This window comes from Mesorhizobium sp. WSM1343 (assembly GCF_055901535.1).
The window spans coordinates 6,009,308-6,023,049 of sequence record NZ_CM148370.1 but is presented as its reverse complement, the minus strand read 5'-3'; the positions used below and the strand labels follow the sequence as shown (position 1 = coordinate 6,023,049).

Below are 13,742 nucleotides of genomic sequence, written 5' to 3'. Positions count from 1 at the left end.
CGAGGAGGAAACCATGGACGATCCCATCTTGTACTTGAGCGGCGCTGACCTAGACAAAGTCACCCTCGCTCCCTCTATCATCCGGAACGCGATCCGAGATGGCTTTAGAAACTATGGTTCAAGTGATATCAAACTTCCGCCTAAGCAAACGTTGAAAGTCACGCCGGATCACTACTTCCAGGCGATGGCAGCTGTCTCCACGGGACCGGCGTTTGCGGCCGTGAAATGGGTCGGTCTCAACGGTGCTAACTCCCAACGAGGGTTGACGAATGTCAACGGCCTCGTGATCCTAAGTGAGTTCGAAACGGGAAGGCCGCTGGCCGTGATAGACGGTAACCGCCTCACGATTCTTAGAACGGCGGCTATGTCAGCGTTGGGGGCCGAATATCTTGCCGCTCACAACTCCGCCTCCCTCGGATTCGTCGGTTGCGGTGCTCAGGCCGTTGGACATGTTGCAGCCCTTCATAATGTCCTTCCAAAGATTACCAATGTTGTGTGTCTCGACCGCCGAGCGGAATCATCAGAAAGGCTGGCAAAGCACGCAGGCACTATGGGAATCCAAGGTCGTGCGACTGAAAACGTCGACGAAGTCCTCAATTGCGACATCGTAATCTCGACCGTCCCCAGCATCAAAGGAATGGGTCCGTTTCTGGATGCTCGAAAGCTCCGACCAGGGAGCTTGGTTATCGCTGTGGATATGGGCCGCTCGTGGCTGCCTGAAAGTCTTGGATCATTTGACTACTATGCGACAGATGACCGGTCGCAAGCTGAGGATTCTGACAATCGCATAACGCTTGCTTATTCTGGACCCTTCGATGCGGATTTGTCGGAACTTGCGAGTGGAACTGTCATGGGTCGCCGGGGAGCGACCGACCGAATACTTTTTTTGTACCCTGGCTTCGCTCTGGCTGATCTCGTGGTTGCCAGCGAATTCTACCTGAAAGCCTTAGCAATCAACGTTGGTATGAAGCTCCCGCGCTGATCGTCGTATGATGTGGCACCCAAACACAATGAGTGCCGCCAGCCAGCAAGAACGGCATGGCCAGTTGAGGATATCCGCTGTCGTCGCGGAGATGAGGATCTCGAAAACGTCAAGCGCGGGAATGCGTGGAATGGGATGATCATCAAATTCAAGCGTGACAATCGTGAGGTGTTCATGGGAGTTCGCCATCTCGCGATCGGACAGCGCCATATCCTCGGTGGCGATTTTGAAGAGATCGCCGGCGATGTCTTCCGCCGTCGGGTTTTCGTTGACCACCATCCCGAGCACGACGTCGGCATAGTCGTCATATTCGTCCTAGCTTCGGGAATGCCAGATACGCTGATCGGATCCCAATCGCGAAGCAACATATCGCGGACAAGAGCTCGGTTTTTGGTCAGACTGATCTCTGTCGGTTTTGTGAGCGGTCAGTTGATCCTACGCAGCAACGGCTTGTACTGACGGTGCCACCCAATTCCACGGGAGCAATTGCTCCAGCCTGGAGATCGGCGTGTCGGCATAACCAAGATGAACAGAATCGACCCGCAGGCCTGCTCGCCGACGTCCTCGCTCGACTGCCCGCCTATCCGGCCCAGCGGATCGATGATTTGCTGCCGTGGAATTGGAGATGGGCAAAACTGCGGACCCAACCAGCCGCGGCCCGAAGGCACGAAAGCCGAGCCTTCCTGTTCCGGCTTGACGGCGAATTGGGCGATGTAAGCGGGAATATAGACATCACGGATGAAGACGTCGGCGGCCGCGACCCGTCGATATCTCCACCAGCGCCAGTTCCTTGACCGGCCGGTCCTGGAGCGTGCGAAAAGCCCGTTCTGAGCGCCCGCGCGCCTGCTGCGAATAGGCCGCGATATGTTCGATGCTCAGATGAGCGAGCGCCCGACCGGCCTGCGTCAGGTTGCTTCGATCCACCTTTGCGCCCGACTGCGGCGTGTGAAAATAATGGCTGCCGCGATCCATGTAGAGGCTCAGCGGAAGGCCGTGGCGGCCAAACACTTCCCCAAGTGCCCGAAGGTTGAATCCGTGCCTCCCTCCTCGACCAGAAAGGCCGAATAGAGCGACCCCGTCGCATCGTCGAGCGTGACGATCAGGTCGAGCGCCGGCTGGCCGGCAAGCCATTCGTGCCGGGAGCCGTTCTGGTGCAGCATCATTCCTGGCAGAGGGCGGCGCACCCGCTTGCGGCGATGCGCGCCGCGCCGCTTGGCCTTCACCAGCAAACCCTTCGAGTGTAGGAATTTCTTAGTCCACGTGTAGCTCCAGTGGAACTGATGGTCCTTCACCAGATTCGTGAAAATGCTTCGCCGTGAAGCCGGCGTAACGCGTGCGGTAGAGCGCTTCGACCTCGTCCGCCCGGTCAACCGGAACCCGCTTGCCCGAAGCCTTGCCCAGTCGGCGATCCAAAAGGCCCGCTATCCGTCATCCTAAAAGCGCTGGCATGCGTCGGAACGTCCGTTCGCCAACCCCAAGTATCTCCGCTGCTTCCAGCTGGTTCAACTCCGCCGCTTCGTAGCGGCTCAAAATGCTCACAAACTTGATCATACGCGACACCCTGAAGGGCTTCCGTCCGACGCATCTCAAAACCTCAATGGACCCCGAGATCTAAACCGAACATATCGTGTTCTACCGACACCGTATGCATCAACCGATTGACACTCTGGTTCATTATGCAATAATGCGTATTGCATAATCGGCACGTGGCGTTGGATACCCCGACGAAGCGGCGGAGTGAGAAGATAAATAGCAACCACAGGGGAATTCGAATGAATCCGATTGAACGCAATATCTCTCGCCGTGGCCTCATGAAAGCAGGCATAGCCGGTGCAGCGGCTTTATCGATCCCGTCGATCTTGAGGGCCCAGACATCTCCAGCCGACGCTCAGACAGTCCGAATGGTGGTGGGTGACCTCACGGTTTTCGATCCGGTCGTCACGACGGATGCCCTCACCCAGTCTCATGGCTTCGCGATCTACGACACGCTTTTCGGGGTCGATTCCAAGTCTATGCCGCAGCCGCAAATGGTGGGTAAGTGGGGCCTATCCGAGGACAGGAAGACCTATACGTTCGAGCTCCGCGATGGCTTGGAATGGCACGACGGCACTTCCGTTACCGCGGCGGACTGTGTGGCATCCATCCGTCGCTGGGCACCTGGAGCGCCCGGCGGGAAGTTGATCATGGCGCGGGCGAGCGACATCTCAAAAACGGACGATAGGACTTTTGCGATCACGCTCAAGGAACCCTTGGGGGTTCTGCTCGACATTCTGGCTTACCAAGGCCCATTCATGATGCGCGAGAAGGACGCAAATCGTCCCGCAACCGAGCAGGTTACCGCGAATATCGGATCGGGACCGTTCAAGTTCAACGAGACACTCGCGAAGCCGGGTGCGAGCGTCACCTACGATCGCAACGAGAAATATGTCGCGCGCAAAGAACTGCCCAACTTATTGGCCGGCGGGAAGATCGTCAAGGTCGATCGTGTCATCTGGGACAATATGTCCGATCAGCAGACTGCTTTCGCAGCCTTGCAGTCGGGTGAGATCGATTTTGTCTACCAGCCACCGGCCGATCTTTTCCCAGCGATTGAGAGCGATTCCAGCCTTGCACTCCAGGTTCTGGACGGTGCGGGCGAGGACGCGTTCCTGCGCATGAATTGCCTGCAGAAGCCTTTCGACAACGTAAAGGCGCGCCAGGCGATGCTTCATCTGATTGATCAAGAGGCGTTCCTCCAAGTTTTGTCTCCCGATCCGAAATTCGGACGCCCCGTTATTTCGATGTTCGGGAACACTGCACCGACCTCAAATGACGACAATACCGGTTGGTACAAGAAGGGCGGCGACCCGGAAAGAGCCAAGCAACTATTCAAGGAGGCCGGATATTCCGGCGAAAAGGTCGTTATTCTCCAAGCTACGGACTGGGCGACGTCCAATAACGGAGCGCAACTGATCGCGGCCTCGCTGCGCAAGATCGGGGTCAACGTCGAACTTGCGCCGAGCGACTGGAGCGCGATGGTTGCGCGCCGCGCGAAGAAGGGGTCCGTGGAGGACGGAGGCTGGAGCATCTTCATATCATCGGCAGGTGACTACCTCCGTGGTAATCTTATCAACTCATTCAGCATGCAAATGAGTGGGGACAGTGCGTGGTTCGGCTGGCCGAAGAACGATGAATATGAGGCTCTCCGGCTCAAATGGGCGGATGTCGATACGCTCGAAGAGCGCAAGGCATTAGCCCGTAAGATGCAACAGATTTGGTGGGACTACGTCCCCGAAGTTCCTTTGGGTCAATATGTCAATCCAATCGGGCGTCGGAAAACTCTGACCGGCCTTATCGGCGTGCCCTCGTTTCTGGCAATGTGGAACATGCAGAAGGCCTGAAGACAATGGCTGCTTACATCCTGCGCAGGATGGTCTCGGCCATTGCCGTCATGGCGATGGTCGGCATCTTCATCTTCCTGCTTCTCAGATTGGCGCCCGGAGACCCAGCGGCTAAAATCGCCGGCGACGCGGCGACACCCGAGATGATCGTTGGAATCCGCGAACAGCTGGGACTCGACCAGCCGCTGCCCGTTCAGTTCGTCAATTGGGCTCGCAGCATCCTCAGCGGCGACTTCGGGACCTCGGTTTTCACGGGAACCCCCGTCCTCCAACTCATCTCGCAGCGACTGGAACCGACTATTTCCTTGTCGATCTTGACGATGATCCTTTCGGCCACGATCGGGATCTCTTTCGGTATCCTTGCGGCGTGGCGAACTGGCGGTTTTATTGATCGCTCGCTCACGGCGTTCTCGGCACTTGGTTTTTCTGTCCCGGTATTCGTCGTCGGTTTTTTTTTCATATACTTCTTCGCTGTCAGCGCACGCTGGCTACCGATCCAAGGGTATGTGCCGATCAACCGTGGCCTGGGACCATGGTTGGTACACCTGATCCTGCCGACCGTGGCGTTAAGTCTTGGCTACATTGCATTCATCGCTCGGATTACGCGGGCGAGCATGCTTGAGGTGCTGTCGGAAGACTATATGCGAACAGCCGCTGCCAAGGGCGCCTCGTCCTATGCCATGCTTTTCCACCACGCTCTGAAGAATGCGGGTGTCCCGATCCTCACCGTGATCGGCTTAAGTTTCGCAGGTCTGATCGGCGGTGTCGTCATCACGGAAACGGTGTTCAACATACCCGGTGTCGGTCGTCTGGTCGTCAATGCGATCAGTAAGCGCGACTATCCGATTATCCAGAGTGTGCTCATCCTGACTGCGGGTCTGTACGTCATTATCAACCTCGCGGTCGATCTTGCCTATACGCTGATCGATCCCCGAATCCGGTACTGATTATGACGCTCCTCTCCGCACCAGTTGAGTACGTCCCGACGGGGCGCCTGCGAATCTCTGACCTTCCCCGTCTGGCAAGGCGTCACCCGCTGGTCATGGCAGGCGGCGGCCTGCTAGGGCTTCTGATCATCCTAGCGCTCGCCGCACCGCTTTACGCCGGCGATCCGGGGAACATGGATCCATTCAAGCGGCTGCAGCCGCCTTCCCCCGAAATGTGGTTCGGGAGCGACAATCTGGGGCGGGATGTGTTTTCGCGAACGATCTTCGGTGCCCGCATCTCGCTCCTGGTCGGGCTGCTGTCTGCGGCGAGCGCGGCCATGGTCGGGCTCCTGATCGGTGTCATCGCCGGTTACAGCCGCAGCTTCGACAATGTCATCATGCGGGTCATGGACGGGCTGATGTCGATCCCGACGATTCTGCTGGCGATTGCGCTCATATCCTTGACAGGTCCGGGGCTCGGCATCCTGATCGTCGCGATCGCGATCCCCGAGACGCCAGCCGTCGCGCGGCTGGTCCGTTCGGTGGTGCTGGGGATTCGCGAGCGCCCCTATGTCGAGGCCGCGCTGTGCGGCGGGGCGCACCTGCCGAGGGTGCTTTGGCGGCATATCCTGCCGAGCACGGTTCCGACACTGATGGTGCAGGGCGCCACCGTCTGCGCCAGTGCGATCCTTACGGAGGCCGGGCTGAGCTTTCTTGGCGTGGGGGTGCCGCCCGAGATTCCGAGCTGGGGCAACATGATCGCCAGCTCGCGGCTCTATCTGGCGATCGCGCCGTTGACGATCTTTGCCCCCGGCATCTGCCTTGCCGTCACCGTCCTTGCCGTCAACCTGCTCGGGGATGGCCTGCGCGACCTGTTCGATCCTCGCGCCAGGCAGAGGCGCTGACATGCAGATGCATCAAAGGCTCGGAAACCACTTGCTGCTCGAGGTGCGAGACCTCGAAACGCATTTCTTTGGCGAAGACAGCGTCACCCGTGCGCTGAACGGCATTAGCTTCCAAGTGAAGAAAGGCGAAACACTTGGGGTTGTCGGCGAATCGGGATGCGGGAAAAGCGTAACGGCGCTGTCGATCCTTCGCCTGCTGCCGAAGCCGGGCGCCAGGACCGTTGGCGGCGAGGTCCGCTTCCAGGGTCGCGACCTGCTTCAGCTGTCCGATCGGGAGATGCGCAAGATCCGTGGTGACCGGATTGCCATGATATTCCAGGACCCGATGACGAGCCTGAACCCGGTTTATACGGTCGGCCACCAGATCGCCGAGGCGGTGCAGATCCACGCCAACGCCTCCCGGTCAGAAGCAATGTCCAAGGCCGAAGAGATGTTGCGTCTGGTCCGCATCGCGGATCCAGAACGGCGGGTCAACAACTATCCCCACGAAATGTCGGGCGGCATGCGCCAGCGCGCCATGATTGCCATGGCCCTGGCCTGCTCGCCAGAGCTATTGATTGCCGACGAGCCTACGACCGCCCTTGACGTCACCATCCAGGCCCAGATCCTGCGGCTGATCGTCGATCTGAAGGAGCGCACGGGAACAGCCGTGATGTTCATCACGCATGATTTGGGTGTTGTGGCCCAGACATGCCAACGCGTGATTGTGATGTACGCTGGCCGGATCGTTGAGCAGGCGACCGTATTCGATCTGTTTGCGCGTCCGGCGCATCCCTACACGCAAGGGCTCATGCGATCGGTGCCTGACCGGCGGCGCGGCCGACAGCGCCGCCTTCCGGAAATTCCCGGTATCGTGCCAAGTCTGCGCGAGCCCATTGTCGGCTGCAGCTTTGCGCCTCGCTGCCCGTTCGCGATCGACATTTGCCGCGAGAAGACGCCGGCCCTGCGTGATGTCGGCTCGAGCCACGCCGCGGCTTGCTGGCGCGCCGAAGAGGTGATGAACGCATGAACGCTCCTCTGCTGAAAGTCGAGAATCTGACCAAGCACTATCCGCTTGGCTCGGGAATCTTCAAGAAAAGCATTCCGGTGATTCGGGCGGTGGAGGACGTGTCGTTTTCCGTCGAGGCGGGTGAGACGCTCTGTATCGTCGGTGAGTCGGGCTGCGGCAAGTCCACCGTGGCGCGCCTCCTAATGCGACTCGTCGAGCCGACGTCTGGTCGCGTGCTGATCGACGGGACCGACATCGCAGGTCTTAAGAAGGACGCCCTTCACGCTTGGCGCCGTCGCATGCAGATGGTCTTTCAGGACCCTTACTCATCGCTGAACCCGCGCCTCACCGCCGGCCAGATCATCACCGAACCCGTCGAGAACTTTGAGCGCCTCGGCCGAAGGCAGCGCCAGGCACTCGCCGCAGACCTCCTCCGAAAGGTCGGAATGTCGCCGGAGATGATGCACAGGCTCCCATCTGAATTGTCGGGCGGTCAGCGCCAGCGGCTCGGCATTGCACGCGCCCTGTCGCTCAACCCCTCGCTCATCATCGCCGACGAAGCGGTGTCGGCCCTCGACGTCTCCGTGCAGGCGCAGATCTTGAATCTGCTGCTGGATCTCCAGCAGCAGATGGGCATCGCCTTCGTCTTCATCTCACATGACCTTGGCGTCGTCGAGCATATCGGTCATCGCGTGGCGGTCATGTATTTGGGGCGGATCGTGGAACTCGCGCAATGCGAGGCGCTGTTCGCCAACCCGGTCCACCCCTACACAGAGGCGCTGATTGCGGCAGCTCCGCTGCCGGATCCGACGCGAGTTCGGTTGGAGCTGTCCGTAGAGGGCGAGGTGCCAAGCCCTATCAATCCGCCGAGCGGATGCGCGTTCCATCCGCGCTGTCCACTCGCGGTTAATCGGTGCCGCATCGAGGTACCACCTTTGGTGCCGATGTCAGATGGGCGCGTTGTGGCCTGCCACGTGCGCGCCCCGGCCACAGACGTGGAGGCCCAGCCAGCCAATCTCCTCGAAGGTAAAACCGAACCGAAATGTCAGCCGTCGCGACTCCTTCCATGTCCCGGATTTCCGCCGTCATCTGTGCCTGAGCGAAATCTAAGCCTACGCGCCCTCTACTTCGATGACCCTATTTCTCCCGGTGACAGAAACCGTTGTACTCACCTGCCAAAAGGACTCACTTCCTCATGACATTCACTATTTTAACCGCTGAATTCTCGACTGAATCTAACACATTCAATAAGAATCGCGTCGACTATGCTGCCTTCGAATGTTTATTCAGCGACGATGCTATTAAAGAGCGGGGACACGCCAACACCGAGCTTGCCGGTTTCGGCGATTGCGCGCGCGACTACGGCTGGAAACAAATTCATGTGCTCAGCGCTACTACCGATAATTGTTTCGTCGTGACCCGCGACGCTTTCGATCGCCTGGGCGGGGCCATCGTTGCAGCGGCCGCTGAGCACAAAGCGAAACTTAATGGAATCCTACTCGGCCTTCACGGTGCGATGGTGACGGAATTTTGCGAGGACGGCGAGGGTGAGATCTTGGATCGACTGCGCGCAGTAGTCGGGCCGGATATTCCTATTGCGATCACCCTCGATCCTCACGCCAACGTGACGCCTAAGATGTGCGAACTCGCCGCTATCGTCGTATCCGATAAAACATACCCTCATGTCGAGATGCGCAAAGTCGGCCGCCAGGCTGGGGACATCCTTCAGCGCGCGATGAAGGGCGAGATTCGCCCACGCACCTTGCGCGTTCATCCGCCGATGCTGCGGGAGGCGAATAGCGGACGGACGGATGTCGGTCCGATGATCGATCGGATAGCCAAAGCCATCGCTTATGAAAAGGAGCCCGGCGTCTTTGCCGTCAGCATAAATTCTGGATTCGGCTGTGCCGATATCCGCGAGGTCGGCCCGACAGTCACCGTCACTTTTGACGGCAACGAAGCCAAGCATCGCGTCTTCGCCGAGGCAATTGCTGACGATATTTGGGAAAAACGCTTCGACATAATTGATTATTTCATGCCAGTCGAGGAGGCGGCCGAGATTGCCAAGGGCTACAAGAGTGACAAGGGTCCTCTTATAATCGCCGATTACGCCGACAATCCGGGTGCCGGCGCCTATGGCGACTCAACTAATCTGCTGAAGGCGCTCCTCGATGCCGGGATCACTGATGCCGCTTTCGGACCGATGTTCGATCCGGAAACCGCCAAGCAGCTCCATCGCCACAAGGCGGGCGACCTCGTGAAAGTGAAGCTGGGCGGCAAGTCCGATCCGGGCTTTGGCGGCCCACCGCTGGAACTCGAAGGAGAGGTCCGTCTGATCAGCGACGGCTCTTACACCGGCGACGGTCCGCAGATCGGCGGGTTGCATATGTCCTTTGGCGAAACCGCGGTCCTGCAGGTGGGCGGCATCCAGATTCTGGTAGTGAGCGGGGGCGGACAGATGCTGGACTTGCAACAGTTTCGCGCTTTCGGCATCGACCCCGCCGCCAAAACCATAGTAGCGCTCAAGTCCCAGCAGCATTTCCGTGCCGCCTTCGCGCCCATCGCCGGCAAGGTCATCCTGTGCGATAGTGGCGCACTCTGCACTACCCATCTAGAGAGGTTGCCTTATCGAAACGTGCCGCGGCCGATCTTCCCGATCGACCGGGACATGAAGATCGAACGCGCTGAAAGCTGAATCAACTGATCGGCAAAGCGTTAACGAGGCGATCCTTGGTGATGCCGTCGTGGTTCTGGGAGCCAGCAGGCATGACGGGACAGCCTCGGCCAGGGATCATCCAGCAGCTGTCCAATCAGATTCCGAGAGCCATTCATGACCTACGAGGAGCCCCGCAGAGGTCCGGCGTGCGATCGCGACCGGCCGCTCTACACTCCAGCGGCTTGGCGAGCAGCCGGCCGAAGATAGACTGGAGGCCTGCCGGTCCACTCCGCCAATGGCTCGGTAATCGCATGCACGTGCACAAGGTCGATCATCCTGATCGCCGTCTAGGCGCGACGTAATAGCCAATGCGTCGTGTCAAGGAGGCGGGAGCCATAGCCATGATCCCGCGGGTCATCCACTCCGGCACGGACGAGTGTCCCTCGTGCATATCACCACCTCCAAGATCGGTGAAGAGATCATGATCGGGGCCGGAGACGCTCGCGGATGAAGACAGCCCTGACAGGCATCAAGGTTATCGACATTTCTGTCAACGCGCCTGGACCGTTCGCGTCGATGGTGCTCGCGGACATGGGAGCGGAAGTCATTGCGGTCGTGAACCCGATGGCGACGAAGCCGGATTATACGGGAGCCGCCGACGACCCGATGCTCGCCGGACGCGGAGGTCCGAACGACGTGTTGGCCAGGGGCAAGCCGCGGCTGCCGCTGGACCTGAAGTCGGAAGAGGGGCGTGCCGACCTCCTGCAACTCGTTCGGACTGCGGACGTCTTTATCAGCGAGATGCGTCCAGGAAAGCTTGAGGCGCTCGGGCTCGGATGGGACGTTCTCGGCTCAGAGAACCCCCACCTCATTTTATGCGAAATCAGGGGCTACGGCAGTAAGGCACCGGATGCGACGCGGGCAGGCCACGACATCAATTATCTAGCGTTGGCCGGCGCGCTCTCCATGATCCGTGATCGGCAGGGCAAGCCCGTCGCCCCCCAGAACATCATTGGGGATTATGCGGCAGGGGGCACCCTCACCGTCTGCGCGATCCTGGCCGCATTGCTCGAACGCGGGCGCACGGACCAGGGGCAGCGCATCTGGCTCTCGATGACGGACGGCGTCCGTTATCTTTTGTCGGACATCTCGGCTGCGACCGTGCTCGGCGGTCACCCGGAGGAATCCTGGCGTGAATCCTTGAGCGGCGGGATGCCTACCTACGACACCTATGCTACCTCTGACGGCCGCTGGCTCGCGGCCGGTGCGCTGGAGCCGAAGTTCATTGCGGAGATCGGGCGGAAGCTCGGCTGGCCCGAACTAACCGGATTGATGGAGCGGAAGGAAGGCTGGCCGGAGGCAAGAAAAGGCCTGACCGAGCGTTTCAAGGCTCGAACGCTGGACGATTGGAGCGAAGTCTTCGCGGATAGCGACGCTTGCGTGACACCGGTTCTTTCATTGGCGGAGGCGCATCCTGACGGCATGCCAGAGCTGGCTGACGTGGCGGGAGAGCGCGCGATGTCGCAGGAAGCGACCGAATGATCGCAGGTTACTGTCCTTACGCCGCGACCGCGCTATTGCCGCAGAAGCCTCCGTGGTCTAGCCCGCGATCGACAGAAAGAGACGGCACGATGTTATCGGTCGTAATAGGTTGGAATTTTAAGTAAGGACAATGACGGAAGGCATACCGCGGTTGTTCGAGACACTCCTGGAAAAGCTGTCGGAAAGTGTCGACGAAACAGATTTCCGGGAAGCCTTGGCCAGCGCTGTCTCGGGACTAGATCTACTCACGTTCGCTTATTTATCCCTTCCGTCGCGACCTTCCGACGAGCCCAAGCTGATCTCCAATTATCCGCCCCATTGGACCGCGCACTATTTCCGAAACCAGTATCAGCGAGTCGATCCCGTCATCATGCGTGCGCGCCTTGCCGGTTGCCCCTTCCTATGGGATTCGGATCTTCGTGGCGTTGAAATATCGCAGGTTCAGCAAAGGCTCTTCGTCGAAGCGGCAGAGTTCGGCATCTGCTGTGGATTGACGATCCCCATTGTTGATCTCAGGGGACGTGCTGCAGCGATGACCTTTGCCGCGCGTGAGCCGTCCGGTTTGCTGCGCGTTGCCGAGCGGTATGAGCAGGCGCTCCAATTCATGGCAACATGCTTTCACGTTCATGTCCGACGCAAGCTCTCGACCAGTCGAATGGTGGACGGCATTCTGCTGACACCACGTGAGTATGAATGCCTGCAGTGGGCGGCCCGCGGCAAGTCCGCCTCGGACACAGCCTGCATCCTAGGCATCAGGTCGCGCACTGTCGCTTTCCATCTGGAAAATGCCAGGAGCAAGCTCGGCGTGCGCACAAAAGACCAAGCGGTGGCGCTGCTGGCCTCCTCACGATCTTTCCTCTAAAAACCGACCTGCCTTGGGTGCCCTATGCTGGGCAAAAGTCATTTCGGCGTTGGTACACTGGCCCCGAGCCCAGGCGTCATTGTGGCCTGTGATGCAACTTATTGCGTCCGGTGGATTGCAAGCTGCCTTCGGATCGAAGGATCGACAGTGGCTGCAATGGTTCAAGCGGCGAGGACTTCATCAATGTTCCCCGCGTGTGGCCCTGGCGAGCGGAACAAACGACGTTGATGGCGCACCGTTCTCGATCGCGGCGAGTGGGTAAGCCTCGTTTCCTCTCGCAATGAGCATGCTACATCCCGCGTCCATGGCTATCTTTGCTGCCATCAATTTTGTCACCATGCCACCCGAACTATGACAGGTGTGGGAATGGCCCGCCATGGCCTCTATCTCGGGGGAAATACATCGCACCTCTGTAACCAGACGAGCCAGCGGATTGTCGTGTGGGTCTTCGGTGAACAGGCCATCTACGTTGGAAAGCAGAACGAGAAGGTCGGCGCCTACCATCTGTGCGACGCGTGCCGCCAGCCGGTCATTGTCGCCAAAGCAGATCTCTGCCGTTGCAGTGGTGTCGTTCTCGTTGATGACAGGTACAACGCCAATTTTCAGAAGTTGTTAAAGTGTCGACCATGCGTTATGGCGGCGATGCTGGTTCTCCATATCTTCGCCGGTCAATAACATCTGTCCCACAGCGAAACCATGCCGCTTCAAACTCTGTTCGTAAGCAAGGATGAGCCGAACCTGACCGATCGCGGCGGCCGTTTGCTTCTCCTGCATTCGCAGCGGTCTGCCCAGACCGTCGAATTGAGCAGATCCAAGCGCGACTGCACCGGACGTGACGATGATCACCTGCTGCCCACGTGAGAAAAAGCGCACTACATCCGCAATCAGCGTTTCAAGCCAGCCAATGCGCTTATCGCAGGTCACTTCATCGACGAGCAGTGCCGAGCCAATCTTGACCACTAGCCGCTGAGCCGAAAATAATTGGATCGATCTTGTCGCCGCTGTCACTGGGTCTCGCTGCAGTGACAATAAAGACATGATTCCACTCTCTTCTTGGCGATACACGAGCGACAGAGCTCTGTGGCGCTCAAGCACAAGCAGCGTCAGCCTCTTTTTGACGGCCTGGAGTTGCGGCCACATAACCCCGAGCGATTGGCGCTCATGAAGCTTGTATAAACTTATGTAGCGGCAGTTCACGGTTTCATCACAGAGGGGCGAACATGAGTCGCTCTGCACTGAAGAGGATTTGAGGCAGCTTGAGCGGGACTGATGAAGCCGTTCTCGATACGACCGGCAAGCACGGCGGTGGGGCGGGTGCTTCCGACAGTGGCGATAGATGGTCTCCAGCCGAATGCAATTGAGGCGGACGCCTTGCAAAGCCCCCGAATCCGCTGGCGCGGCTTCGCTCTGGCAAGCTTCTACTGTTATTTGGTTGGCCAACGAGCGAACAAAAGTGGATTCGCAGTCTCGTCGCCCCGCTTAACCAGCTTTGCGGCTTGGT

At 59.0% G+C, this 13,742-nt stretch carries 12 protein-coding genes and 2 pseudogenes; 10 read left to right on the top strand and 4 right to left on the bottom strand.

The genetic code is table 11. The annotated features are described in order from the left end of the window. Window positions 1-13 precede the first annotated feature (13 nt). Window positions 14-982: an ornithine cyclodeaminase family protein gene (locus AC0NIL_RS29295; protein ID WP_473574257.1), complete on the top strand. Its 969-nt coding sequence runs from the start codon at window positions 14-16 to the stop codon at window positions 980-982. Here AC0NIL_RS29295 and AC0NIL_RS29290 read toward each other — a convergent pair. Next, on the bottom strand, window positions 947-1,261 hold the full coding sequence (locus AC0NIL_RS29290) for a hypothetical protein (protein WP_473574256.1): 315 nt from the start codon (window positions 1,259-1,261) through the stop codon (window positions 947-949). The genes AC0NIL_RS29295 and AC0NIL_RS29290 overlap by 36 nt on opposite strands. A gap of 243 nt (window positions 1,262-1,504) precedes the next feature. Between AC0NIL_RS29290 and AC0NIL_RS29285 the strand changes: the two are divergent. Then, window positions 1,505-1,641: pseudogene (locus AC0NIL_RS29285) on the top strand (transposase domain-containing protein); the annotation flags it as partial. A 73-nt stretch (window positions 1,642-1,714) separates the two neighbouring features. Here the strand turns inward: AC0NIL_RS29285 and AC0NIL_RS29280 are convergent. Then, complete coding sequence (locus AC0NIL_RS29280; protein ID WP_473574254.1) at window positions 1,715-1,954, bottom strand: hypothetical protein; 240 nt, start codon at window positions 1,952-1,954, stop codon at window positions 1,715-1,717. Window positions 1,955-1,962: 8 nt separating this feature from the next. Beyond that, the gene (locus AC0NIL_RS29275; protein ID WP_473574253.1) at window positions 1,963-2,274 is read right to left on the bottom strand and encodes a hypothetical protein; all 312 of its coding nucleotides are present in this window, start codon (window positions 2,272-2,274) and stop codon (window positions 1,963-1,965) included. A 480-nt stretch (window positions 2,275-2,754) separates the two neighbouring features. Here AC0NIL_RS29275 and AC0NIL_RS29270 point away from each other — a divergent pair, with 480 nt between their 5' ends. From AC0NIL_RS29270 to AC0NIL_RS29235, 8 genes are all read left to right on the top strand, one after another. Continuing rightward, window positions 2,755-4,362, top strand: a complete 1,608-nt coding sequence (locus AC0NIL_RS29270) for an ABC transporter substrate-binding protein (RefSeq protein WP_473574252.1) — start codon at window positions 2,755-2,757, stop codon at window positions 4,360-4,362. 5 nt (window positions 4,363-4,367) lie between these two features. Continuing rightward, window positions 4,368-5,309, top strand: a complete 942-nt coding sequence (locus tag AC0NIL_RS29265) for an ABC transporter permease (protein WP_473574251.1) — start codon at window positions 4,368-4,370, stop codon at window positions 5,307-5,309. Window positions 5,310-5,311: 2 nt separating this feature from the next. Further along, window positions 5,312-6,193: an ABC transporter permease gene (locus AC0NIL_RS29260; RefSeq protein WP_473574249.1), complete on the top strand. Its 882-nt coding sequence runs from the start codon at window positions 5,312-5,314 to the stop codon at window positions 6,191-6,193. Between the two features lies 1 nt (window position 6,194). Further along, window positions 6,195-7,202, top strand: a complete 1,008-nt coding sequence (locus AC0NIL_RS29255; protein ID WP_473574248.1) for an ABC transporter ATP-binding protein — start codon at window positions 6,195-6,197, stop codon at window positions 7,200-7,202. After that, window positions 7,199-8,380 (top strand): ABC transporter ATP-binding protein, encoded by a 1,182-nt coding sequence (locus AC0NIL_RS29250; protein WP_473574247.1) that lies wholly within the window; start codon window positions 7,199-7,201, stop codon window positions 8,378-8,380. The genes AC0NIL_RS29255 and AC0NIL_RS29250 overlap by 4 nt, the downstream gene beginning before the upstream one ends. Continuing rightward, window positions 8,377-9,876 carry a M81 family metallopeptidase gene (locus AC0NIL_RS29245; RefSeq protein WP_473574246.1) on the top strand — a complete coding sequence of 500 codons (1,500 nt, stop codon included), beginning with the start codon at window positions 8,377-8,379 and terminating at the stop codon, window positions 9,874-9,876. Before AC0NIL_RS29250 ends, AC0NIL_RS29245 begins: the two co-directional genes overlap by 4 nt. Window positions 9,877-10,344: 468 nt before the next feature. Next, on the top strand, window positions 10,345-11,379 hold the full coding sequence (locus tag AC0NIL_RS29240; protein ID WP_473574245.1) for a CaiB/BaiF CoA transferase family protein: 1,035 nt from the start codon (window positions 10,345-10,347) through the stop codon (window positions 11,377-11,379). 130 nt (window positions 11,380-11,509) lie between these two features. Next, window positions 11,510-12,241: a LuxR family transcriptional regulator gene (locus AC0NIL_RS29235; protein ID WP_473574244.1), complete on the top strand. Its 732-nt coding sequence runs from the start codon at window positions 11,510-11,512 to the stop codon at window positions 12,239-12,241. 180 nt (window positions 12,242-12,421) lie between these two features. Here the strand turns inward: AC0NIL_RS29235 and proB are convergent. Beyond that, window positions 12,422-13,279: pseudogene (proB, locus tag AC0NIL_RS29230) on the bottom strand (glutamate 5-kinase). Between the last annotated feature and the right edge of the window lie 463 nt (window positions 13,280-13,742).

Excerpts from the sequence above, each read along its gene's own strand:
- AC0NIL_RS29270 (WP_473574252.1), top strand. The coding sequence starts at position 2,755 with ATGAATCCGATTGAACGCAATATCTCTCGCCGTGGCCTCATGAAAGCA.
- AC0NIL_RS29235 (WP_473574244.1), top strand. The coding sequence starts at position 11,510 with ATGACGGAAGGCATACCGCGGTTGTTCGAGACACTCCTGGAAAAGCTG.
- AC0NIL_RS29240 (WP_473574245.1), top strand. The coding sequence starts at position 10,345 with ATGAAGACAGCCCTGACAGGCATCAAGGTTATCGACATTTCTGTCAAC.
- AC0NIL_RS29250 (WP_473574247.1), top strand. The coding sequence starts at position 7,199 with ATGAACGCTCCTCTGCTGAAAGTCGAGAATCTGACCAAGCACTATCCG.
- AC0NIL_RS29265 (WP_473574251.1), top strand. The coding sequence starts at position 4,368 with ATGGCTGCTTACATCCTGCGCAGGATGGTCTCGGCCATTGCCGTCATG.
- AC0NIL_RS29280 (WP_473574254.1), bottom strand. The coding sequence starts at position 1,954 with ATGGATCGCGGCAGCCATTATTTTCACACGCCGCAGTCGGGCGCAAAG.
- AC0NIL_RS29295 (WP_473574257.1), top strand. The coding sequence starts at position 14 with ATGGACGATCCCATCTTGTACTTGAGCGGCGCTGACCTAGACAAAGTC.
- AC0NIL_RS29245 (WP_473574246.1), top strand. The coding sequence starts at position 8,377 with ATGACATTCACTATTTTAACCGCTGAATTCTCGACTGAATCTAACACA.
- AC0NIL_RS29260 (WP_473574249.1), top strand. The coding sequence starts at position 5,312 with ATGACGCTCCTCTCCGCACCAGTTGAGTACGTCCCGACGGGGCGCCTG.
- AC0NIL_RS29255 (WP_473574248.1), top strand. The coding sequence starts at position 6,195 with ATGCAGATGCATCAAAGGCTCGGAAACCACTTGCTGCTCGAGGTGCGA.
- AC0NIL_RS29290 (WP_473574256.1), bottom strand. The coding sequence starts at position 1,261 with ATGGTGGTCAACGAAAACCCGACGGCGGAAGACATCGCCGGCGATCTC.